Raw genomic sequence first — 20,261 nt, 5'->3', positions numbered from 1 at the left:
AGAGAGATCTCTGGTCGCGCGTGGCACGCACCGTCACCCCGCTCGATCCGAGGCCTCCCGAACACCGCGTGCAGCCTGCTCCTCCCGATGAAGGCCGGATCCAGGCTGCGAAGAAGCAGCTATTCAAGAAGCCGAAGGGCAGAGTACCGCCGCCGCTGCCGCCGCGCGCGGTACCCGTAGTGCCAAAGGCCAGTGAGACACGGCAGCACCTCGACGGGTCCTGGGAAAAGCGCATCGCCAAGGGGACCCTCGTTCCCGATTTCAGTCTGGATCTGCATGGTGCAAATCTCGAGGCTGCCTATAGCCGGCTCATGCACGGCCTGGGGCAGGCGCGGGCAATGGGCGCGCGGGTGGTGCTGGTGGTGACCGGCAAGCCGCGCCCGGTCGACGCCATGGATCGCAGCGAGCGGCGCGGGGCCATTCGTGCCAAGATTTCAGACTGGCTCGCCGCCAGTGAGTTCTCGTCCGATATTGTCGCGATCCGCGGTGCGCATCGCAGGCACGGCGGCGCGGGCGCCATCTACGTGGTTCTCAGACGGCGTCGCTAGGTGCGGCGATTGCCGGCTCGCGCGGCGCGATAGACCCGGGAATGCCCGAAGGCAGAAGCACAGCACGAAAGGCCAGAACCACGTTGCCGCCATGTCGCGCACCGTGTCCCGTCCCTGCCACGCCCCGTGCGCGACCCGATCCATGGCTTCATTGGCCAGTTCGAGGACGACGACGGGAAGCAGAGACCACAGGGAAGACAGCGGCTTGCGGCTGATCAGGCCGGTAAGCAGCCATATGCCAAGGCCCGCGTAGGTATGGGCGAACTTGTCGGGTTGGGGGCAAAGGCTGACGATCCAGTTGATCGCGTGTTCGTAACGATGGAATATGTCCATGCGCCCCTATGCCGCAGCGCAACATCCGTGTCGAGGCGGTCGGGATAGCCCGGATGCGAATTCGGCTCGGCCGAATGGTGGAGCGACGGCAAGTGCCTGTCCGGCGACATGACCCCCGCCAATGCAAAACGCGCACCGGCGCCAATGTGGCGGGTGCGCGGTTAACTTGCTTTGAAAAGACTTAGATAAACGCTACGCGCGAATTGCGAATTAGCTGAAACGGTTGCTCAGCTCAGAAGCGACGTCGCCATTTCTTGCCAAGGCGAAAGTCATGGGTCCCGATCGACGCAGCGATTGGCAAATCCAAATGCCCTTTTCTTCGCAATAGTCGCGCAGGTCGTGAAAATTGTCTTCTCTATAAGCGAAGCGATGGAATTCCGATATACTGTTGGTCATGTGGGCTTATATATATCAGAATCTTGGAATTTTCAACCCGATCGCGCCGCAGAACTTTTTTCGATCTCGCGCGCGGGCCTCGAACGCCGGCGCCACGGCCGCTTCAGGGCCTCGGGAAGACGTCCAAAAAAGGCTACGGGCGGGAGGCTTGCACGCTCCCGCCCGTGATCGCCTGCCTGGCATCGGGTGCCGGGCTTAACTAACGGCATCAAGCCGCCTGCGCGATCTCCTCGGGCGCTTCGTTGCGGATCAGGTAGTCGAACGCGGACAGGGCGGCCTTCGAACCTTCGCCCATGGCGATGATGATCTGCTTGTAGGGGACCGTGGTGGCATCGCCTGCGGCGAAAACACCGGGCAGGTTCGTAGCCGCCTTCTCGTCGATCACGATCTCGCCGCGGTTCGACAGTTCGATGCCGGAGTCCTTGAGCCACTCGGTGTTCGGAACGAGACCGATCTGGATGAACACTCCGGCCAGTTCGACGTGCTTTTCCTCTCCGGACTCGCGGTCCTTGTAGGTCAGGCCATTCACCTTGCTGCCGTCGCCGGTGATCTCGGTGGTCTGCGCGGACACGATGATGTCGACGTTCTTCATCGACCGCAGCTTGTCCTGCAGGACCTGGTCGGCACGCAGCTGGGGATCGAATTCGATCAGCGTCACGTGGCCGACGACATTGGCAAGGTCGATCGCCGCTTCGACGCCCGAGTTGCCGCCGCCGATCACCGCCACGTGCTTGCCCTTGAACAGCGGGCCGTCGCAGTGGGGGCAGTAGGCCACGCCCTTGGTGCGGTATTCGGCTTCACCCGGCACGCCCAGGTTGCGCCAGCGCGCGCCGGTGGTGAGAATCAGCGAGCGGGCCTTGAGCGAGGCGCCGTTGTCGAACACGATCTCGTGATAGCCACCCTTCTTCTCGGCCGGGATCAGCTTTTCGGCGCGCAGCAGGTTCATCGCGTCGATATCGTACTCGGCGACGTGCTGTTCCAGCGCTGCGGCAAGCTTCGGCCCTTCGGTGTAGGGAACCGAGATGAAGTTCTCGATGCCCATCGTGTCCTGCACCTGGCCGCCCATGCGTTCTGCGGCGATGCCGGTCGAAAAGCCCTTGCGCGACGTATAGATCGCCGCCGAGGCCCCGGCGGGACCGCCGCCGACCACCAGCACCTCGAATGGCTTCTTCGCAGCCAGCTTCTCCGCTGCCTTGGCCGAAGCGCCCGAGTCGAGCTTGCCGAGGATTTCCGCGACGTCCATCTTGCCCGAGCCCCACATCTCGCCATCGAGGAAGACGGCGGGCACGGCCATGACGCCGCGGCTCTCCACCTCGTCCTTGAAGGCGCCGCCTTCGATCAGCGTGGCGGTGACGCGCGGGTTGTACATTGCCATCAGCGTCAGCGCCTGCACCACGTCGGGGCAGTTGTGGCACGATAGCGAGAAGTACATCTCGAAGTTGTAGTCGCCTTCCAGGTTGCGGATCTGGTCGAGCACGTCGTCTTCAACCTTGGGCGGATGACCGCCGGCCCACAGCAGGGCGAGCACCAGCGAGGTGAATTCGTGGCCGAGCGGCACGCCCGCGAAGCGGACCCAGACGCCCGCGTCGGAGGCGCGGCGGATCACGAAGCTGGGCTTGCGGTCGTCGTCGCCGTCGAAGGTGGCGGTGACCTTGTCGGAGAGGCCGGAAATCGTCTCGAGCAGTTCGCGCGTCTCCGCCGACTTTGCATCGTCGCCAAGCGAGGCGACGAGCTCGATCGGCTCGCGCAGCATGCCGAGGTACTGGGAGAGCTGTTGCTTCATGTTGGCGTCGAGCATCGTCAAAAATCCTGTCTCAAAAATCGCGTTGGGAGAGAGTGGCGGCCCGGGGCTTCACGGGGAGGGGGGCTAGCCCCGGGCCGCGCCGTCAGCGGCCGTGCGGCCGCTGTCCTCGGTGCGACCCGAGGGGAGGCTCAGATCTTGCCGACGAGGTCGAGCGAGGGAGCCAGGGTTTCGCTGCCTTCTTCCCACTTGGCCGGGCAGACCTGGCCGGGGTGTTCGCGGACGTACTGGGCAGCCTTTATCTTGCGGACGAGCTCGGTCGCGTTGCGGCCGACGCCCTCGCAGGTGATTTCCATGATCTGGATAACGCCGTCCGGATCGACGACGAAGGTGGCGCGGTCGGCAAGGCCCATCTCGCGCAGGACGCCGAAGTTGTTGGTCAGGGCGTGGGTCTGGTCGCCGAGGAACGCGAACTTGATCTTGCCGATCTTGTCCGAGGTGTCGTGCCAGGCCTTGTGGCTGAAGTGGGTGTCGGTCGACACGCCGTAGACTTCAACGCCCATCGACTGGAGCGTGTCGTACTGTTCGCCGAGGTCTTCGAGCTCGGTCGGGCAGACGAAGGTGAAGTCGGCGGGATAGAAGAAGAACACGGCCCACTTGCCCTCGATGTCCTTTTCGGTGACGTCGAAGAAATCCTTGCCCGCCTGGAATGCGGTGTTCGTGAACGGCTTGATGGTGCTGCCGATGATACCCATGGTTGGTGTCTCCCTCGTTTGGGTGTTGAACTGACGGGAGGGAGATAGGCGCGGTGCATGACGATTTGTAGCGCGATGAATCGATTGGCCTGATCGATTAAGGCGATCACGGGGCGATAAATTGACCGATTTAATCGATGAGATGCGATTCACTCGCGGTAGCGCGGGGCAAGATTGGCCGTTTTTTCGCTAATTTTGGCCACGTACGCGGTGTAGAGTTCGCAGAAATCGTTTATTATCATCGTTTTACGGGCGTGAAAATTCGTTCCGCGCCGGTGCGGCGGAAATTTCGTCGATACACGGTTCAAGGAGCGGGCAGGCATCTGCCGCGCGCAGTGTGACAGACCGCGATCCGTTAGGAAATTCGGCCGCACCGTTCCGGATCAATCCTTCTTCCTGCCCAGCCAATCGCCCAGATCCATCGGGAAGGGGAAGACGATCGTCGAGGTGTTGTTCTCGTTGGCGATGATATTGAGCGTCGAGAGATAGCGCAGCTGCATCGCTTCGGGCACTTCGGCCAGCACGCGCGCGGCATCGGCCAGTCGGGCGGCGGCCTGGTGTTCGCCTTCGGCATTGATCACCTTGGCACGCCGTTCGCGTTCGGCCTCGGCCTGGCGGGCGATCGCGCGCACCATCGATTCGTCGATGTCCACGTGCTTGATCTCGACATTGGCGACCTTGATGCCCCAGGCATCGGTCTGCTTGTCGAGAATGGCCTGGAGGTCGACATTGAGCTTGTCGCGCTCCGACAGCATCTCGTCCAGTTCGTGCTTGCCGAGCACCGAACGCAGCGTCGTCTGCGCGAGCTGGCTGGTGGCCTGGATGAAGTCTTCGACCTGAATGATCGCGCTCTTCGGGTCGATCACCCGGAAATAGACGACCGCGTTGACCTTGACCGAGACGTTGTCGCGCGAAATCACGTCCTGCGTGGGCACGTCGAGGACGATGGTGCGAAGGTCCGTGCGCACCATCTGCTGCACGAAGGGGATCATCAGGATGAGACCCGGCCCCTTGACGCCGGTGAAGCGGCCCAGCGTGAAGACGACTGCCCTTTCGTATTCGCGCAGGATCTTGATCGCGGCCCACAGGAAGATCAGGACGAGGAATATCAGCGGTATGAGAAAGCCGTAGTCCAGGATTGCCATTGTTGCCTCCTTGCGATCGGTTCGGGCGATCAGGTTTCGGTCTGCTGCGCGGGAGAGACGGTGAGATCGAGGCCGGTCACCTTCTCGATGACAACGGTCTCGTCCTTGTTCAGCGTAGCCGGGCCCTGTGCATTCCACCGTTCCGAATGGACAAAGACGTGTCCCTTGCCGTTGTGCCAGTCGAGCACCGTGGCAGTAGACCCGACCAGCTCTTCCGATCCGGTGACGATGCGGTGCCTCAGCGCGCCGATACCCACGCGGGCGACAAGGATGAGCAGGCCCGCACTGAATACCCCCAGGGCGGCGATCACCGACCAACTGACGCGAAAGGCCGGGATGTCGGTGTCGAACAGGACGGCGGCACCGATCACGAATGCGACTGTGCCGCCGATGCCGAGAACGCCGAAGGACGGTACGAAGGCTTCGGCCACCATCAGGGCGATGCCGAGGACGATCAGGGCCAGCCCCGCGAAATCGACGGGCAATGCCGCCAGGGCATAGAGACCGATCAGGAGGCTGATCGCGCCGACCGTGCCCGGTACCAATGCGCCCGGATTGAGAAACTCGAAGATCAGGCCGTAGATGCCGATCATCATCAGGATCAGGGCGATGTTCGGGTTGGTGATGGTTGCCAGCAGCTTCGTGCCCCAGTCGGGCTCGATCTCGTGAATGGATAGACCCGCCGTATCGAGAGTCCGGGCGCGGCCGTCTATCGTTACCGTCTTGCCGTTCAGCTGGTCGAGCAGCGATGGCAGGTCCGAAGCGACGATATCGATGACGCCTTCCTTCAGCGCGGCCGAGGCGGAAAGGCTCGACGCCTCGCGCACGGCCTGTTCGGCCCAGTCGGCATTGCGCCCGCGCATCTCGGCAAGCGAGCGGATGTAGGCCACGGCATCGTTCACCGCCTTGCGCTCGTGCGCGTTCATCGCGGCGCCGTCCTCGTCCTCGTCCTCGCCTCCGGACGTCGGACCGCCGATCTGGATGGGCGTGGCCGCGCCCAGGTTCGTCCCCGGCGTCATCGCCGCGAAGTGGCTGGCGTAGAGGATATAGGTCCCCGCGCTCGCCGCACGTGCGCCGCTGGGGTGGACGTAGGTGACCACCGGGATCGGCATGGCAAGAATGTCCTGGATGATCTGCCGCATCGAGGTGTCGAGCCCGCCCGGGGTATCCATTTCCAGCACGACGAGTGCCGCGTCGCGCTGCCGCGCCTGTTCGAGGCCGTCGGCGACATAGGAGGCGGATGCGGGTCCGATGGCGCCGTCGATGTGCATCACGACGGCTTCCTTCGCTACCGACAGGGCCGGCAGGCCCACCAGCGCCGCGATCGCGAGCAGGACGCGAAGAAGAGTGCCGAAAATCTGACGACGGCCACGCAAGGCAAGCATGTCCCGCGTTCCTTTCCCATCCCACGATCTGGTTGGGCGTTACCGTAGCACTTATCGCCGGTACTTCGAAATCCCTGCCGATGGCGGCATGTCTAGAACGAGATCACGGCTTCGCCGATCGCGTCCCAGACCTGCCCGAGCTGCTCGTCGGTAATGCAGTAGGGCGGCATCACGTAGACCGTGTTGCCCAGCGGGCGCAGCAGCACGCCGCGTTCGCGGAAGAACGCCATGAGGCGCGGGGCCAGCGTATCGAGGTAGCCGCCTTCGCCACGGGTCTTGAGGTCCAGTGCGGCGAGGGTACCGATCTGGCGCGGGTTCTCGAAGTGGCAGACCTGGCCGAGCTTGACCAGCCATTCGGTCTGACGGCTCGCCAGGTCGGCGATCCGCTCGAGAACCGGCTCCTCGCGCCAGATCGCGAGATTGGCGGCGGCCGCGGCGCAGGCGAGCGGGTTCGCGGTGTAACTGGACGAATGGAAGAACATCTTCGCGCGGTCGGTCGACCAGTGCGCTTCGTAGATCGCTTCGCTCGCCATGGTCACGGCCAGCGGGACGGCGCCGCCGGTCAGGCCCTTTGACAGGCACAGGATGTCGGGCACCACGCCGGCGTGTTCGCAGGCCAGCAGGGAACCGGTGCGACCCCAGCCGGTCATCACTTCGTCGGCGATGAACAGCACGCCGTGGCGCGCGCAGATCTCGTGCATCGCGGCAAGCGTGCCGGCGTCGTAGACGAGCATCCCGCCCGCGCCGAGCACCAGCGGCTCGACGATCAGCGCGGCGGTATCCGGCTGTCTGCAGAAGCTTTCCAGCGCATCGAGCGTTTCCTGCCGCGCTCCCGCTGCCGGGAAGGGAATGCGGGCCACGTCGAAGAGCAGGGGCTCGTAGGCCTGGTTGAACACGCCGCGCGCGCCGATCGACATCGCGCCGATGGTGTCGCCGTGATAGCTGTGTTCCATCACCACGATGCGGTGGCGCGGCCGGCCGCCGTCCTTTTCGGCGCGGGCATGCCAGTATCCCAGCGCCATCTTGAGCGCGACTTCGACGGCGGTCGAGCCGGAATCGGAGAAGAACACGCGCGTGAGGCTCTGCGGCATGATCGCGCGCAGGCCGGCAGCGACGTCTTCGGCGGGCTGGTGCGTCCAGCCGGCGAAAATCATCTGGTCCAGCCTGTCCGCCTGATCGGCGATGGCGGCCATGATCTTGGGGTGGCAGTGGCCATGCGTCGTCACCCACCACGACGAAATCGCATCGATCATCGCCTGCCCGTCGGCGGTGTGAAGCAAGGCGCCCTCGGCGCGTTCGACCAGCGGAATCGGTTCACCCAGCCCGTGCTGGGTGAAGGGATGCCATATCGATGATGTCACGCGGTGAAGTCCTCCAGCTTGAAGTTGGCGGCAAAGGCGCTGCGCAGGGCCTCGGGCGTCAGCGGGTCGATAACAGGCAGGCGGCCCAGACGGCGCACCTGCCCCATGGCGCAGATCGTCGCCTCGCTGTCCTCGACCGGCTCGCCGACGAAGGCTACCCCCAGGATCGGCACACTGCGTGCGCGCAGCGCCTCGATCGAGAGCAGCGAATGGTTGATCGTGCCCAGCGATGTGCGCGCCACGAGGACCACCGGCGCGCCCCAGCGGGCGAACTGGTCGGCATAGGTCTCGCTGCGGCTGATCGGTACCAGCACCCCGCCCGCGCCTTCGGCCACGAGCGGGCTTTCGACCTGCGGCAGGGCGAGCCGGGCCGGGTCTATGGCTACGCCGTCGATCTCGGCGGCGAGGTGCGGGGAGCAGGGCGTGACGAGGCAATAGGCCTCTGGCAGCACGCGTTCGCGCGGGAGACCGGAAAGCCGGGCGACGCGGTCGGCATCGGTGCCGTCGTCCTCGATCCCCGCCTGCACCGGCTTCCAGTAATGTCCGCCGAGCGCACCGGCCAGCGCAGCGGCGAAGACGGTCTTGCCGATGCCGGTATCGGTTCCGGTGACGATGAGGGTTTGGCGCGTCATGCTCTGGCGATCCGGATTTTGCGACTCCGTTCGGTTCGAGCGAAGTCGAGAACCGTTCGCGCAGGCGTGTCTCGACTACGCTCGACACGAACGGGAGTGAAAATCACGCCCCCCTAGCGCGGTGAACGTGGCAGGTCACGACCTCGTATGTAACTTTACATGTCGACCGCTCGAACGCGGCCATCACGCGGCGCAGCGCGGCGGGGGGTAGCGGGCGGTGGCCCGGTGCCGCCGTACCCGCGCCGATGGCCTTGAGCGCGTGGAGAAAGGCGCGTGCATCGGGATGGGTTTCGACCACGGTCTCGACGACGAGGTCCTTCGGATCGAGCGCAGCGAAGGCTTCGACCGGCGCGAATGGCGGGGTGCCCGCGTCGAGACCCTCGGCGGCATGGGCGGCGCGCCACTCTGCAAAGCTGCCGGGGCCGAGCGTGGTGATCAGGCAATGCCCGCCCGGCGCCAGCCAGTCCTTCATGCGCGCGAGCGCGGCGGGAGCGTCGTCGAACCACTGCAGCGCGAGGCTGGAGCAGATGAGATCGTAGGGCCCACCCTCGGGCGTGCCGTGTTCGCCATCGAGCACGGCGAAGCGGCGCTGCGGGGGTTCGCCAAGCCGCGCGCGGCAGCGATCGACCATGGCAGGCGCGATGTCGGTGACCAGCCAGTCGCCGCCGATACCCCGCTCCAGCAGGGCTTCGGTGAGAAAGCCGGTGCCGCAGCCCAGTTCGAGCACGCGCGGATGTTCGGGCAGATCGAGCGCGGCGATCCGCGCGGCGAGTGCCTGCGCGACCTCGCGCTGGACGCGCGCGTGGCGGTCGTAGTCGCGGGCCCCGGCAAAGGCCCGGGCGATCTGCGCGTGTCGGTCGGTCATGCCAGCGCGCCCACCGCGCCGCGCACCGCCTGCGCGCACAGCTCCGGATTTTCGAGCGGCAGCAGGTGTCCGCCCGCTTCGTGGTCGATCCGGTGCACCTCGCTGCCGGCAAAGACCGCGGCGCGCATGGCGGACGGCAGGATCGGGTCCTGTCCGCCCTGCAGCACCGCCACCGGGACCTTGGGCGATGGCGCCTGCGCGTCGCGCAGCCGCAGCAGATCGGCGCGCAGCGGCTCGGGGTCGATCTCGCCGAACGCGTCCTGGCTGCCGCAGGCCTTGCGGAACTCGGCGAGAACGCCGCGCGGATCGCTGTCGAAGCGGCGCAGCATCCGGTCGACCACGCGCACCGCGACACCTGGCTTGCCGGGCAGGGCGGTGAAGCGCTCGAAGCCGTTGATCGCGACGAGGCCCACCAGCCCCGACGGCGGATCGGTGAGCACGCGCATCGTCCCGAACGAGTGGGTCACGGCAAGGCACGGCCCCTCGATCTCGGGTGCTGAGGGCGCACCGAAATAGCCGCGGTCGTCGACGGCATGTTCCACATCGGGCAGCAGCGCGACGAGCGGATCCCAGACGTGCCGGTCGAACCCCCAGCCGTGGGCGAAGAGGAGCTTCACAGCGCATCTCCGATCGCGGCGAGCAGGGCATCGATGTCGGCTGCCGAATGGCTCGCGCGAAGGGCGAGGCGCAGGCGACTGGTGCCGGGCGGAACCGTCGGCGGGCGGATGGCGGAGGCAAGGAAGCCGGCCGCTTCCAGTTTCGCGGACAGCGCCATGGCATCCTCTTCCGCTCCGATTACCGCGGGCACGATCTGCGTGGAGGAATGGCCGTGGTCGAGCCCGAGCGCATCCAGCCCTTCGCGCAGCCGGTCGCCCAGCGCGGCGAGGTGCGCGCGTTCGGCGTCCATGCCCGGCACGAGGTCGAGCGCGGCATCGATGGCGCCCAGTACGGCGGGCGGCGGCGCGGTGGTGAAGATGAAGCCGCTCGCGGTGTTGACGAGGTAGTCGATCAGGACCCGCGATCCCGCGACATAGGCCCCGAACCCGCCCAGCGCCTTGCTGAAGGTGCCCATCACGAGGTCGATCCTGCCCGGCATTTCGGCGCTCAGCCCCCGGCCTTGCGGGCCCAGCACCCCGGTCGCGTGCGCCTCATCGACGAACAGCGCGGCATCGTGGGCTTCGGCAATCGCGGTGAGGCGCGGCAGGTCGGCGCGGTCGCCGTCCATCGAGAACACGCTCTCGGTCAGGATCAGCCGGGCGGGAGCATCGGCGCCCTTGCTCGCCAGCAGCGTTTCGAGGTGGTCGAGATCGTTGTGGCGGAAGCGGTGCTGGCGCACGCCGGCCATGGCGACGCCGGCATGCATGCTCGCGTGGATCAGCCGGTCGGTGAACACGGCAACGCCGGGGGTGGCCGCGAGCAGCGCCGGGATCACGGCGGCATTGGCCTGCCAGCCACTGGCGAAGAGCAGCGCCGCCTCGGTGCCCTTGAACGCGGCGATCCTGGCTTCGAGCGCAAGGTGCGCGGCGCTCGTCCCCGTGACCAGCCGCGAGGCGCCCGAACCGGTGCCATCCCTGGCCGTCCATTCGCGCGCGCGTTCGGTCAGCAGCGGATGGCGGGCGAGGCCGAGGTAGTCGTTGCTCGAGAAGTCGACCAGTTCACGTCCGTCCCGGATGACGCGGCCGCGCGGCGCCAGCGCGGTCGCACGCAGCGTCCGGCGCTGCCCGGCCTTGTCGATCCGGGCGAGGGCAGCTTGCAGATGGGAATCGAGCCGGCTCATCGCCGCAGCCGGTATGGCATGGCGCGCCCGGGCACAATGGCTCAGGCCGTTCCGGAAGCCCCACCCCACACGTTCGGGACGGACGGAGACGCCGTCGCGCCGGTGCGAGTCCGCCTGCTCTTGTCGAGCCTTCGATCCCGGAGATAAGGCAACATGCTCTTGAAACGCAGGGATTCACAATGAAGTTCGCACTCTTCTCCGCAGCGGTTTTGCCGGCTCTGGTCGTCGCGTCACCCGCTGCCGCGCAGATCACGGCAGAGGCCGACGTCGCCCATGCGGAAGGCGATACCGGGGCGGAAATCTCCGCTGGCGTCCCGATCATCAGCGATGGCGGTTTTGCCCTGACGCCGGGCGGCGGCGTGTTCTTCCACCACCGCGACCATCCCGGTTACGAAGAGACGAACTCGCAATGCTTCAACGAAGACACCGGCGAGCAGGTCTCGGACGGCAAGTGCGACAATTCGGGAACGAAGATCTTCGGCAAGGTGGAGGCCACCTACAGCCTGCCGATGTCGCTCACCTTCGGCGTGGGCGCGCGCTTCATCGGCGGAGACCTGCGGGCCTACGGGACCGTCGCGATGCCGCTGGCACCGCGTTTCGATGCAAAGGCCAACTTCGGCGATCACTATATCTCGGCGGGATTGCAGGCGCGTTTTTAATGCCGTGCCGTTCGGAGAGGTCCGGCTTGTGCCTTACCCTTCCAGCAAATCCAGATAGGCGACCACGTCGTTGTCGGTGGCGATGAACAGGCCGTCCTGTACCTCTTCGCTCTGCTGGGCGGCGACCTGCATCGCTTCGGTGAGGGGGCCGTAGAACAGCGTGTTGGCCGCGCCGCCCTCGGGCCCCGAGTCGAGGTGGTAGAGCCGCACTGTCGCTTCGAGATAGGTCGTGCGCATCAGTCTTCCCGCTTCGCACCGTCGACGGTGCGGGCGATCCGCGCGATCTCGGCCTCGCTCGTCTTGCGCTCTTCCCGGGTGCGTCCGTGCAGCGCGCGATTGGCCCGTGCCTCCGCCTTGTCGGCGGCACGGGCCTTGGCCTTGCGGGCCATGCGCAGGTTCACGATGTCAGCCATAACCGGCTTTTCTTACGCCTCGACCGCCGTCGTTGTCACGCCGAGATCGGGCACGCCGACCGAGCGCTTGCCGGAAAAGTCGGTGCGCACGACGAGCAGGCCGTCCTTCTCGAGGTAGTCGAGCAGGCGCTGGACGCGGCGCGGGGAGCTGGTGCCGTAGATGCGGGCGAGTTCGGTGTCGTCGGGGCAGGGTTTGCCGTCCATCGCGGCGCGGGCGATCACGTAGAACGGCGCGAGGGCATCGTCGGGCACGTGCTTGGCGAGGTTCTGCAGATCCAGCCAGCGCTCGTCGTCGGGGTCGTCGATCCCGGCGATGGCGGCAGCGAAGCCGCGGCGGAACATCGTCGCGTCGAGCCCGCGCACCGAAATGCCCTTCATCCGGCAGCGGATGGTGAAGTCCTGAAACAGCGTGGTCGAGGACTGGAAGGTGCAGTCTTCTTCCTTCGCCATTTCGTTCATGATCTCGACCATGGCGGCGCGGTTCTCTTCGGGATCGGCTTCGGCGCGCTGGCGCTCGGCCTCGCGGTCGCGGGCCTGCGCGCCGGTCGGTTCGAGCATCTCGTTTGCGGCGATGCGGCGGGCGACCGTCTCGGCATCCTCGGTGCGCGGCGCCGGACGCGGGAATTCGGGGCGTTCGGGTTCGACGTGGAGGTTATCGTGCAGCAGCTCGCGCATGTCCTCGGTGCTGGCGGTGGGCAGCGGGACGAGGCCGGGCGTGACCGACTTGGCGCCGGTGCGCACTTCGCCGATGTTCACCGCGACGGGGCGGCGCGCGATGGCGGGGCCGAGGCCGAGGAACTGGCCGCGCGCCAGATCGCGGATCTGCTCGGCCTGCCGGCGCTCCATGCCCAGCAGGTCGGCGGCGCGCACCATGTCGATGTCGAGGAAGGTGCGGCCCATCAGGAAGTTGCTGGCTTCGGCGGCGACGTTCTTGGCGAGCTTGGCAAGGCGCTGCGTGGCGATCACCCCGGCCAGACCGCGCTTGCGGCCACGGCACATCAGGTTTGTCATCGCGCCGAGCGAGATGCGGCGGGCTTCCTCGGAAACTTCGCCGGCGGCGGCGGGCGCGAACATCTGCGCCTCATCGACGACGACGAGCGCCGGATACCACTGCTCGCGCGGGGCATCGAACATGGCGTTGAGGAACTGCGCGGCGCACTTCATCTGCTGGTCGATTTCCAGCTCGTCGAGCGCGAGCACGACCGAGGCGCGGTGCTGGCGGATGCGCGCGCCGAGACGGACGATCTCGGCCTCGCCATAGGCGGCGCCGTCGATCACGACATGGCCGAATTCCTCTGCCAGCGAAACAAAGTCGCCTTCGGGATCGATCACCACCTGCTGGACGATTCCGGCGCTTTCTTCGAGCAGGCGGCGCAGCAGGTGCGACTTTCCGGACCCGGAATTGCCCTGCACCAGCAGGCGGGTCGCCAGAAGTTCCTTGATGTCGATCTCTATCGGCTCCCCGCGGGGTGTTTCGCCGATGACGATGGATGCGCTCACGGGGCATCCCCTGCCAAAGCCGGGCAGGGCGGCGCAAGGTGCCGGCTGGCGTTTTCCATAGGATGAGGCCCGGCGTCGCCGAAACGAAGGGCCGTTTCACGCCATTGTCACAAAGTTGCGCAATCGGGGAGCGATGGAACACGGTCTTCGGACATCGCCGGAATCGCCCCCCTTGCGGCTGATCGTCCTTGCCGGTCAGCCCAAAGGCGTGGCCGATCCGCTTGCGGAACGATTCGGGGAAAGCCATCGCTGCCTGATTCCGCTGGCCGGTCAGCCGATGATCGCCCACGTGCTGCGCACGGCGATGGCCCATCCGCGCGTGGAGAGTCTGGCGATCTGCGTCGAGCGCGAGATGTTCGCGCCCATGTGGGACATGCTCACCAGCATGCCCGGCCGCGGAATCGTCGCCCTGGTCGAGGCGCGCGAGCATCTGGCCGACAGCGTGCGCGATGCCGCCGGGGGCTGGGAGGGCCCGGTGGTGGTTACGACCGCCGATCATGCCCTGCTGACGCTCGAGGCGATCGACGCCGTGGCCGAGGCGCTTACGAGGGCGGACGCGGCGATCACGCTGGTGCCGCGCGATTGCGTGGAAGCCGCCCACCGGTCCGCCCCGCGCCGATTTCTCTCGCTGCGCGACGGCGAATTTGCCGCCTGCGACATTTATGGCATTGCCGGGCCCGTGGCGGTGCGCGCGGTGGAAGCGTTTCGCGGGAATCGCGGGTTCGACCGCAGCGGATCGCGCATCCGCCGTGCGGCGGGAATCCTGGGGTTGCTGCTCATGCGCGGTCGGATGCTGACGCTTGCCGCCGCGACCGAACTGGCGTCGCGCAAGCTGAAGCTGCGGCTTTGTGCGGTTGTGCTGGCCGACGGCAGCCAGGCCATCGATGTCGACGACCACCACAGCTATGCAGCGGCGCGCGACCTGCTCGACGACCGGAGTGCAGGCGTTGAGGAGGGAGAGGCCGGCACGGGCGCGCGACGGGTGGCAGCAAGGGCCTGATCTGTAATCGCCGGTTAAGCTTCGATGCGGCAACCTCCGGGATCGCAATGGGACGAGTCACAAGGAGGATTACCCCAATGCGAAAAGCCCCCAAGTATCTGATTGGCGCCGCCGCCCTGACGGCGCTCGGTGCCGGCGTGGCGCAGGCCGCTTCGGCGAAGCTGCACACGATGAATGTCGATGCGCCCGATGGTTCCGTGGTCGAGGTGCAGTACACCGGCGACGTCGCGCCGCGCGTGCATGTCGTTCCGGTCGAGGCTGTGGCCGTGCCTGCCATGGCCCCGGTCATGGTCGATCCCTTCGCGCGGATGGAGCGTATCTCGGCAATCATGGATGCGCACATGCAGGCGCTGATGCAGCGGGCCGCCGTGCTCCGCCAGCGCGCCGCGCAGATGCAGCAGCAGGCCGTCGCGCATGGCACTGCGCAGGCTGCGCCGGGTCTTACCCTCGTCGGCGACGTGCCGCAGGGCATGCACGTGACCTATTATTCATCGACCACCGATGCCAACGGCTGCACTCGCACGGTGTCCTACAGCTCCGATGGATCGGGCAAGGCGCCGAAGCTGACGCAGGCCGCCTCCGACGGCTGCGAGGCGGTTCAGCCGCAAAGTCAGGCGATCCCGGCCAAGATGGAGAAACCCGCCGCGAAGCCCGAACATCGCGCGCCGGCGCCCGGCCTGGCGGTCTAAGGCCTCTTCCGCGCGTTCCTTTACCCCTTGGGAACGCCGGACAAGGGGGCGGTGCCGGCTGCCGGTGCCGTCCCTTTTCGTGTCAGCCCGTTTCCTGAATCAGCCCTTGCCGTGCAGGACGCTTGTCGGGCTGATCCACAAGGTGCGCGGACGGCGGTGGGCGATCAGCCACTGGCCGTCCTCGTACTGCAGCCTGTCGACGTAGAAGCCGTTGTGATCGAGCCCGGCGGCACTCGTCACCAGCCAGTAGGTGCGCGCGGTGGCGCTGTCGGGGCCGGTGAAGTCGACGCTACAGGTGGTCAGATGGTGGCTGATGAAACCGGGCGTGCCGCCGGTCGGTGCCGGGATCACCGAGGGCGCCGTCATCCACGCGAGGATGGCGTCGCGGCCGGATATCGTCTCGTTGTCCAGTTCGAGCACGCCGGCATGGGTGAAGCATCCCGCATAGGCCTCGGCCTTGCGCGCGTCACCGGCCTGCGTGCAGGCAGCCAGGCGCTGGTGGATTTCCGCCAGCGCCCTGACTTCGGTATCGGTCACTTGAGCGTTTCGAGGTAGTCGATGATCGCTTCGCGCTTGCCTGCATCGGGAACGGCGATGACCATCTTGGTGCCCGGCACCATCTTCATCGGACCCTGCAGCCAGGTGTCGAGCGCGGCGCGATCCCAGACGATGCCGGACTTCGCCAGCGCCGGACTGAAGTTGTAGCCCGGCACCTCGCCCGCCTTGCTGCCGAAGATGCCATGAAGCGTGGGGCCAACGCCGTTCTTGCCGGGTTCGACCGAGTGGCAGGCGCGGCACACGGCGAAGGCCGGCGGCGGCGTGGCGGCGGCAACCTGGGTGGTCGCGACCGGCGTCGGCTCTGGCGCCGGGGCCGGCGTTGTCGCGGGGCTGGGATCGGCAACGGGCGCCGTCGTTTCGGTAGCGGAGGCTTCCACGGGAGCGGCTGCCTCGGTGGAGATCGCGGCTTCAGTGCTCGCCGTTTCCGCCGCGGGAGTCGCCGCTTCCTGACTGGAGCTCGATCCGCCGCAGGCAGCCAGCAACGCATAGGGCAAGATGACCGCGATAGTCCTGAAATTCATGCGACGTCCTCCTTGGTGGGCAGGGGGTATTATATGCCGGCGGTAAAAGGAAGCCGTTGATAGGGCCCAACATGCCTGTTGCGGAAAAACGGCTTAACGCCTGCACGCGGCGAAAATGCGCGGCGATCCGGGCGAAAACGCTTCCGTGTCGGTACCGATCCGCCTAGGGCTCGCGCGCCATGGCGCCCGCGTCCGAATCTTCTCCCTTCCGGCTGGAACTGGCCGCCACCCTGCGCCTCGCGGGGCCCCTGGCGCTCGCCAACCTGCTGCAGATGGCGGTGTTCGCGACCGACGTGATGTTCGTCGCGCGCCTGGGGCAGCAGGCGCTCGCCGCCTCGAGCCTGGCGGTGGCGATCATTGCCGTGCTGATGATGGGGCTCAACGGCGTGACGAGTGCCTGCGCGCCGCTGATCGCGGCCGAGCTGGGCCGGCGGCACAATGCCGTGCGCGAAGTGCGCCGCACCACCCGCATGGCGCTGTGGCTGGCGGTCGGGCTCGGGGTGGCTGGTATCGCGCTGTGCCAGTTCTCGACCGAGTTCATGCTGGCGACCGGGCAGGAGCCGCAGCTGGCGCGGCAGGGCGGATCGTTCCTCGCCCTGCTGTCCGTCGCGATGGTACCGATGGCGGTGGCCAACGTGCTGCGCACTTTCGTGTCCGCGCTGGGCCGTCCGGTCTTCGCGACGGCGATCACGGCGGCCTCGATCCTCGTCAACATCGTCGGCGACTACGCGCTCGTCTTCGGCCATTTCGGCGCGCCGGCGCTGGGGCTGACCGGCGCCGCGCTGGCGAGCATCATCACCGCCTCGAGCACGGTCGTCGCCTATGTCGCGGCCATCGCCTGGGACCGCAACTTGCGCCGGTTCCATGTCTTCGGCCGCTGGTGGCGCACCGAATGGCAGCGCATGAACCAGATGCTCATGCTGGGCCTGCCGATCGCCGGCACGCTGATCGCCGAGGGCGGGCTGTTCTCCGGCGCGGCCTTCGTCATGGGCCGGGTGGGCGAGGCGCAGCTTGCCGCGCATACCATCGCCTTGCAGATCGGCGCCTTCGCCTTTCAGGTACCCTTCGGCATCGGCCAGGCCGCGACCATCCGCGTGGGTTACCACTACGGCAGCGGCAACCGCGAGGGGGTGGGCCATGCCGGCTGGGCGGCGATCCTTATCGGCATGGTGTTCATGAGTGTGTCGGCGCTGGCCCTGCTGGCCGTGCCGCGGCTGATCCTGTCCGCCTATATCGACGTTTCGGCCCCGGCCAATGCCGCCATGGTCGGCTATGCCCTGAGCTACCTGTTCGTCTGCGCGATCTTCCAGCTCTCGGACGGCCTGCAGGCCGTCGCGGCAGGCGTGCTGCGTGGCATCCAGGACACGCGCGTGCCGATGATGATCGCGCTGTTCGGCTACTGGCTGGCGGGTTTCGGCACGTCGGTGGTACTGGGCCTCTATACCCCGGTGGGCGGCGTGGGCGTGTGGATCGGACTCGCGGTGGGCCTGACCGTCGCCGCCGCGCTGCTGCTCGTGCGCTGGCACAGGCGCGACCGGTTCTACCGGCCCGGCGAGGTCCCGGCTGTCCCGCATCGGGACCGGCTCGTCGCGGACCTGAACCTCAGCTAAATTTTTTCTGCGAGGACCGCTTGACGCTCTTCGGGGGCGAGACCATATCCGCCGCCGTTGGCACTCCCTATCCGAGAGTGCCAATCCCAGTTTTTTGTGTTCGTAGGATATAGGGAGAATCCCATGGCATTCCGTCCGCTGCACGACCGTGTTCTCGTGCGCCGCGTTGAGGCCGAAGAAAAGACGGCCGGCGGTATCATCATTCCCGACAGCGCCAAGGAAAAGCCCGCCGAGGGCGAAATCGTCGCTGCCGGTAACGGCGCCGTTGTCGACGGCAAGGTCCAGGCCCTCGACGTCAAGGTGGGTGACCGCGTGCTGTTCGGCAAGTGGTCGGGCACCGAAGTCAAGGTCGACGGCGAAGACCTGCTGATCATGAAGGAAAGCGACATCCTGGGCGTGATCGCCTGAGGCGATCGCGGACATCCTGGCGAAGGTCAGGATCTCAGGAATTTGACTGAACCTCGATAGGGCAGCGCAAGCAGCCCGCGATCCCAGCCTTCGCTGGGATGACGATGAGAAAAGGAATTCGAAATGGCAGCCAAGGACGTAAAGTTCTCGCGCGACGCCCGTGAGCGTATTCTCGCCGGTGTCGACACCCTCGCCAACGCCGTGAAGGTCACGCTGGGCCCCAAGGGCCGCAACGTCGTGATCGAGAAGAGCTTCGGCGCTCCCCGCATCACCAAGGACGGTGTCACTGTCGCCAAGGAAATCGAACTCAAGGACAAGTTCGAGAACATGGGCGCGCAGATGATCCGCGAAGTGGCCTCGAAGGCCAACGACGCGGCCGGCGACGGCACCACCACCGCCACCGTGCTGGCCCAGGCGATCGTTCGCGAGGGCATGAAGTCGGTCGCGGCCGGCATGAACCCGATGGACCTCAAGCGCGGCATCGATCTCGCCGTGACCAAGGTCGCCGAGAACATCGCTTCGCGTTCGCGTGAGGTTTCCGACCACTCCGAAATCGCCCAGGTCGGCGTGATCTCGGCCAATGGCGACAAGGAAGTCGGCGAGAAGATCGCCGAAGCCATGCAGAAGGTCGGCAAGGAAGGCGTCATCACCGTGGAAGAGGCCAAGGGCCTCGAATTCGAACTCGATGTCGTCGAAGGCATGCAGTTCGATCGCGGCTACCTCTCGCCGTACTTCGTCACCAACCCCGACAAGATGACGGTCGAGCTCGAGAATCCCTACATTCTCATCCACGAGAAGAAGCTCTCGAACCTGCAGTCGATGCTGCCGATCCTCGAGGCCGTGGTGCAGTCGGGCCGTCCGCTGCTCATCATCGCCGAGGACATCGAGGGCGAGGCCCTGGCCACGCTCGTCGTCAACAAGCTGCGTGGCGGCCTCAAGGTTGCCGCCGTCAAGGCTCCGGGCTTCGGCGATCGTCGCAAGGCCATGCTGGGCGACATCGCCACGCTGACCGCTGGCGAGATGGTGTCCGAAGACCTCGGCATCAAGCTCGAGAGCGTCACGCTCGGCATGCTCGGTGAAGCCAAGAAGGTCACCATCGACAAGGACAACACCACCATCGTCGACGGTGCCGGTTCGGCCGACGAGATCAAGGCTCGCGTCGAGCAGATCCGTTCGCAGATCGAGCAGACCACCAGCGACTACGACCGCGAGAAGCTCCAGGAGCGCCTCGCCAAGCTCGCCGGCGGTGTGGCCGTGATCAAGGTCGGCGGTGCCACCGAAGTCGAGGTGAAGGAGCGCAAGGATCGCGTCGACGACGCCCTGCATGCCACCCGCGCTGCCGTCGAGGAAGGCATCGTTCCGGGCGGCGGTACCGCGCTGCTCTATGCCGCCAAGGCTCTCGACGGCCTCACCGGTGCCAACGAAGACCAGACCCGCGGCATCGACATCGTCCGCAAGGCGATCGTCGCCCCGGTCAAGCAGATCGCCGAGAACGCCGGCTTCGACGGTGCCGTGGTTGCCGGCAAGCTGACCGACGGCAACGACGAGACGCTGGGCTTCAACGCCGCGAACGACACCTACGAGAACCTGGTTGCCGCCGGCGTCATCGACCCCACCAAGGTCGTGCGCACCGCGCTGCAGGATGCGGCTTCGGTCGCCGGCCTGCTGATCACCACCGAAGCGGCGATCAGCGAGAAGCCGGACGACAAGCCCGCCATGCCGGCAATGCCCGACATGGGCGGCATGGGTGGCATGGGTGGCATGGGCGGCTTCTAAGCCGACTACGCCGTCTATCCGACGAACATGCGAAGGGCCGGGGAGCGATCCCTGGCCCTTTTTGCATCGGCGACTCGGGACCCGAATCGGGGCCCCGATTCGCGCAAATCCTACTCTTGTGTGCAGAAGTGGCCGGTTCGAATCGAACCTGGCCGGGACAGAATTGTACGATTTCCTGTAATTACCGCG

23 protein-coding genes are annotated in these 20,261 nt (G+C 66.5%); 7 read left to right on the top strand and 16 right to left on the bottom strand.

From position 1 onward, the window contains the following. The first annotated feature begins 20 nt into the window (after positions 1-20). A complete protein-coding gene (locus LK12_RS20695) occupies positions 21-548 on the top strand; it encodes a Smr/MutS family protein (RefSeq protein ID WP_407938176.1) in 528 nt (175 codons plus the stop codon). Here the strand turns inward: LK12_RS20695 and LK12_RS24765 are convergent. From LK12_RS24765 to bioF, 11 genes are all read right to left on the bottom strand, one after another. Then, positions 435-881 carry a hypothetical protein gene (locus LK12_RS24765; RefSeq protein ID WP_156135577.1) on the bottom strand — a complete coding sequence of 149 codons (447 nt, stop codon included), beginning with the start codon at positions 879-881 and terminating at the stop codon, positions 435-437. The two genes, LK12_RS20695 and LK12_RS24765, sit on opposite strands and share 114 nt — an antisense overlap. Positions 882-1,091: 210 nt before the next feature. Next, entirely contained in the window at positions 1,092-1,277 is a 186-nt protein-coding gene (locus tag LK12_RS25225) for a hypothetical protein (protein ID WP_039288481.1), read from the bottom strand. Positions 1,278-1,485: 208 nt separating this feature from the next. Further along, positions 1,486-3,075 carry an alkyl hydroperoxide reductase subunit F gene (ahpF, locus tag LK12_RS20685; protein WP_039288478.1) on the bottom strand — a complete coding sequence of 530 codons (1,590 nt, stop codon included), beginning with the start codon at positions 3,073-3,075 and terminating at the stop codon, positions 1,486-1,488. Between the two features lie 134 nt (positions 3,076-3,209). Further along, positions 3,210-3,773 (bottom strand): alkyl hydroperoxide reductase subunit C, encoded by a 564-nt coding sequence (ahpC, locus tag LK12_RS20680; protein ID WP_039288476.1) that lies wholly within the window; start codon positions 3,771-3,773, stop codon positions 3,210-3,212. Between the two features lie 383 nt (positions 3,774-4,156). Next, positions 4,157-4,918, bottom strand: coding sequence for a slipin family protein (locus LK12_RS20675; RefSeq protein ID WP_039288474.1), 762 nt, complete (start codon positions 4,916-4,918; stop codon positions 4,157-4,159). A gap of 29 nt (positions 4,919-4,947) precedes the next feature. Then, positions 4,948-6,303, bottom strand: coding sequence for an NfeD family protein (locus LK12_RS20670; RefSeq protein ID WP_052223655.1), 1,356 nt, complete (start codon positions 6,301-6,303; stop codon positions 4,948-4,950). 92 nt (positions 6,304-6,395) lie between these two features. Then, entirely contained in the window at positions 6,396-7,664 is a 1,269-nt protein-coding gene (locus tag LK12_RS20665) for an adenosylmethionine--8-amino-7-oxononanoate transaminase (protein ID WP_039288471.1), read from the bottom strand. Next, positions 7,661-8,296 (bottom strand): dethiobiotin synthase, encoded by a 636-nt coding sequence (bioD, locus tag LK12_RS20660; protein ID WP_039288468.1) that lies wholly within the window; start codon positions 8,294-8,296, stop codon positions 7,661-7,663. Before bioD ends, LK12_RS20665 begins: the two co-directional genes overlap by 4 nt. A gap of 103 nt (positions 8,297-8,399) precedes the next feature. Continuing rightward, entirely contained in the window at positions 8,400-9,161 is a 762-nt protein-coding gene (locus LK12_RS20655) for a methyltransferase domain-containing protein (RefSeq protein WP_039289623.1), read from the bottom strand. Continuing rightward, positions 9,158-9,778, bottom strand: a complete 621-nt coding sequence (locus LK12_RS20650; RefSeq protein ID WP_039288466.1) for an alpha/beta fold hydrolase — start codon at positions 9,776-9,778, stop codon at positions 9,158-9,160. The genes LK12_RS20655 and LK12_RS20650 overlap by 4 nt, the downstream gene beginning before the upstream one ends. Next, a complete protein-coding gene (gene bioF / locus LK12_RS20645) occupies positions 9,775-10,938 on the bottom strand; it encodes an 8-amino-7-oxononanoate synthase (protein ID WP_039288464.1) in 1,164 nt (387 codons plus the stop codon). Before bioF ends, LK12_RS20650 begins: the two co-directional genes overlap by 4 nt. 179 nt (positions 10,939-11,117) lie before the next feature. Here bioF and LK12_RS20640 point away from each other — a divergent pair, with 179 nt between their 5' ends. Beyond that, entirely contained in the window at positions 11,118-11,597 is a 480-nt protein-coding gene (locus LK12_RS20640; RefSeq protein ID WP_039288461.1) for a hypothetical protein, read from the top strand. Positions 11,598-11,630: 33 nt separating this feature from the next. Here the strand turns inward: LK12_RS20640 and LK12_RS20635 are convergent, their stop codons facing one another. From LK12_RS20635 to LK12_RS20630, 3 genes are read right to left on the bottom strand one after another with little or no spacing between them, the layout of a single operon-like run. Beyond that, positions 11,631-11,834, bottom strand: a complete 204-nt coding sequence (locus LK12_RS20635) for a hypothetical protein (protein WP_039288458.1) — start codon at positions 11,832-11,834, stop codon at positions 11,631-11,633. Next, complete coding sequence (locus LK12_RS24365) at positions 11,834-12,010, bottom strand: DUF4169 family protein (protein ID WP_082010670.1); 177 nt, start codon at positions 12,008-12,010, stop codon at positions 11,834-11,836. Before LK12_RS24365 ends, LK12_RS20635 begins: the two co-directional genes overlap by 1 nt. 12 nt (positions 12,011-12,022) lie before the next feature. Beyond that, on the bottom strand, positions 12,023-13,510 hold the full coding sequence (locus LK12_RS20630; protein WP_039288456.1) for an ATP-binding protein: 1,488 nt from the start codon (positions 13,508-13,510) through the stop codon (positions 12,023-12,025). A gap of 133 nt (positions 13,511-13,643) precedes the next feature. Between LK12_RS20630 and LK12_RS20625 the strand changes: the two genes are divergently transcribed. Then, positions 13,644-14,510 carry an NTP transferase domain-containing protein gene (locus LK12_RS20625; RefSeq protein WP_039288453.1) on the top strand — a complete coding sequence of 289 codons (867 nt, stop codon included), beginning with the start codon at positions 13,644-13,646 and terminating at the stop codon, positions 14,508-14,510. 77 nt (positions 14,511-14,587) lie between these two features. Next, positions 14,588-15,199, top strand: coding sequence for a hypothetical protein (locus tag LK12_RS20620; RefSeq protein ID WP_039288450.1), 612 nt, complete (start codon positions 14,588-14,590; stop codon positions 15,197-15,199). Positions 15,200-15,298: 99 nt separating this feature from the next. Here LK12_RS20620 and LK12_RS20615 read toward each other — a convergent pair whose 3' ends face one another. Further along, positions 15,299-15,736 (bottom strand): nuclear transport factor 2 family protein, encoded by a 438-nt coding sequence (locus tag LK12_RS20615; RefSeq protein ID WP_039288446.1) that lies wholly within the window; start codon positions 15,734-15,736, stop codon positions 15,299-15,301. After that, positions 15,733-16,278, bottom strand: a complete 546-nt coding sequence (locus LK12_RS20610; RefSeq protein ID WP_039288444.1) for a c-type cytochrome — start codon at positions 16,276-16,278, stop codon at positions 15,733-15,735. Before LK12_RS20610 ends, LK12_RS20615 begins: the two co-directional genes overlap by 4 nt. 179 nt (positions 16,279-16,457) lie before the next feature. Here LK12_RS20610 and LK12_RS20605 point away from each other — a divergent pair, with 179 nt between their 5' ends. From LK12_RS20605 to groL, 3 genes are all read left to right on the top strand, one after another. Continuing rightward, positions 16,458-17,888, top strand: coding sequence for an MATE family efflux transporter (locus LK12_RS20605; RefSeq protein ID WP_039288441.1), 1,431 nt, complete (start codon positions 16,458-16,460; stop codon positions 17,886-17,888). A gap of 123 nt (positions 17,889-18,011) precedes the next feature. Continuing rightward, positions 18,012-18,296 carry a co-chaperone GroES gene (locus LK12_RS20600; RefSeq protein WP_039288438.1) on the top strand — a complete coding sequence of 95 codons (285 nt, stop codon included), beginning with the start codon at positions 18,012-18,014 and terminating at the stop codon, positions 18,294-18,296. A 123-nt stretch (positions 18,297-18,419) separates the two neighbouring features. Continuing rightward, positions 18,420-20,072, top strand: coding sequence for a chaperonin GroEL (gene groL / locus LK12_RS20595; protein WP_039288435.1), 1,653 nt, complete (start codon positions 18,420-18,422; stop codon positions 20,070-20,072). Positions 20,073-20,261 lie beyond the last annotated feature (189 nt).

The organism is Novosphingobium malaysiense (assembly GCF_000802225.1).
GTDB classification, from domain to species: domain Bacteria; phylum Pseudomonadota; class Alphaproteobacteria; order Sphingomonadales; family Sphingomonadaceae; genus Novosphingobium; species Novosphingobium malaysiense.
Note: the sequence above shows the minus strand (reverse complement) of the source record. Positions and strands in the feature narration are given on the sequence as shown.

Excerpts from the sequence above, each read along its gene's own strand:
- LK12_RS20625 (WP_039288453.1), top strand. The coding sequence starts at position 13,644 with ATGGAACACGGTCTTCGGACATCGCCGGAATCGCCCCCCTTGCGGCTG.
- LK12_RS20605 (WP_039288441.1), top strand. The coding sequence starts at position 16,458 with ATGGCGCCCGCGTCCGAATCTTCTCCCTTCCGGCTGGAACTGGCCGCC.
- bioD (WP_039288468.1), bottom strand. The coding sequence starts at position 8,296 with ATGACGCGCCAAACCCTCATCGTCACCGGAACCGATACCGGCATCGGC.
- LK12_RS24765 (WP_156135577.1), bottom strand. The coding sequence starts at position 881 with ATGGACATATTCCATCGTTACGAACACGCGATCAACTGGATCGTCAGC.
- LK12_RS20640 (WP_039288461.1), top strand. The coding sequence starts at position 11,118 with ATGAAGTTCGCACTCTTCTCCGCAGCGGTTTTGCCGGCTCTGGTCGTC.
- groL (WP_039288435.1), top strand. The coding sequence starts at position 18,420 with ATGGCAGCCAAGGACGTAAAGTTCTCGCGCGACGCCCGTGAGCGTATT.
- LK12_RS24365 (WP_082010670.1), bottom strand. The coding sequence starts at position 12,010 with ATGGCTGACATCGTGAACCTGCGCATGGCCCGCAAGGCCAAGGCCCGT.
- LK12_RS20655 (WP_039289623.1), bottom strand. The coding sequence starts at position 9,161 with ATGACCGACCGACACGCGCAGATCGCCCGGGCCTTTGCCGGGGCCCGC.
- ahpF (WP_039288478.1), bottom strand. The coding sequence starts at position 3,075 with ATGCTCGACGCCAACATGAAGCAACAGCTCTCCCAGTACCTCGGCATG.
- LK12_RS20675 (WP_039288474.1), bottom strand. The coding sequence starts at position 4,918 with ATGGCAATCCTGGACTACGGCTTTCTCATACCGCTGATATTCCTCGTC.
- LK12_RS25225 (WP_039288481.1), bottom strand. The coding sequence starts at position 1,277 with ATGACCAACAGTATATCGGAATTCCATCGCTTCGCTTATAGAGAAGAC.
- bioF (WP_039288464.1), bottom strand. The coding sequence starts at position 10,938 with ATGAGCCGGCTCGATTCCCATCTGCAAGCTGCCCTCGCCCGGATCGAC.
- LK12_RS20670 (WP_052223655.1), bottom strand. The coding sequence starts at position 6,303 with ATGCTTGCCTTGCGTGGCCGTCGTCAGATTTTCGGCACTCTTCTTCGC.
- ahpC (WP_039288476.1), bottom strand. The coding sequence starts at position 3,773 with ATGGGTATCATCGGCAGCACCATCAAGCCGTTCACGAACACCGCATTC.
- LK12_RS20635 (WP_039288458.1), bottom strand. The coding sequence starts at position 11,834 with ATGCGCACGACCTATCTCGAAGCGACAGTGCGGCTCTACCACCTCGAC.
- LK12_RS20600 (WP_039288438.1), top strand. The coding sequence starts at position 18,012 with ATGGCATTCCGTCCGCTGCACGACCGTGTTCTCGTGCGCCGCGTTGAG.
- LK12_RS20620 (WP_039288450.1), top strand. The coding sequence starts at position 14,588 with ATGCGAAAAGCCCCCAAGTATCTGATTGGCGCCGCCGCCCTGACGGCG.
- LK12_RS20610 (WP_039288444.1), bottom strand. The coding sequence starts at position 16,278 with ATGAATTTCAGGACTATCGCGGTCATCTTGCCCTATGCGTTGCTGGCT.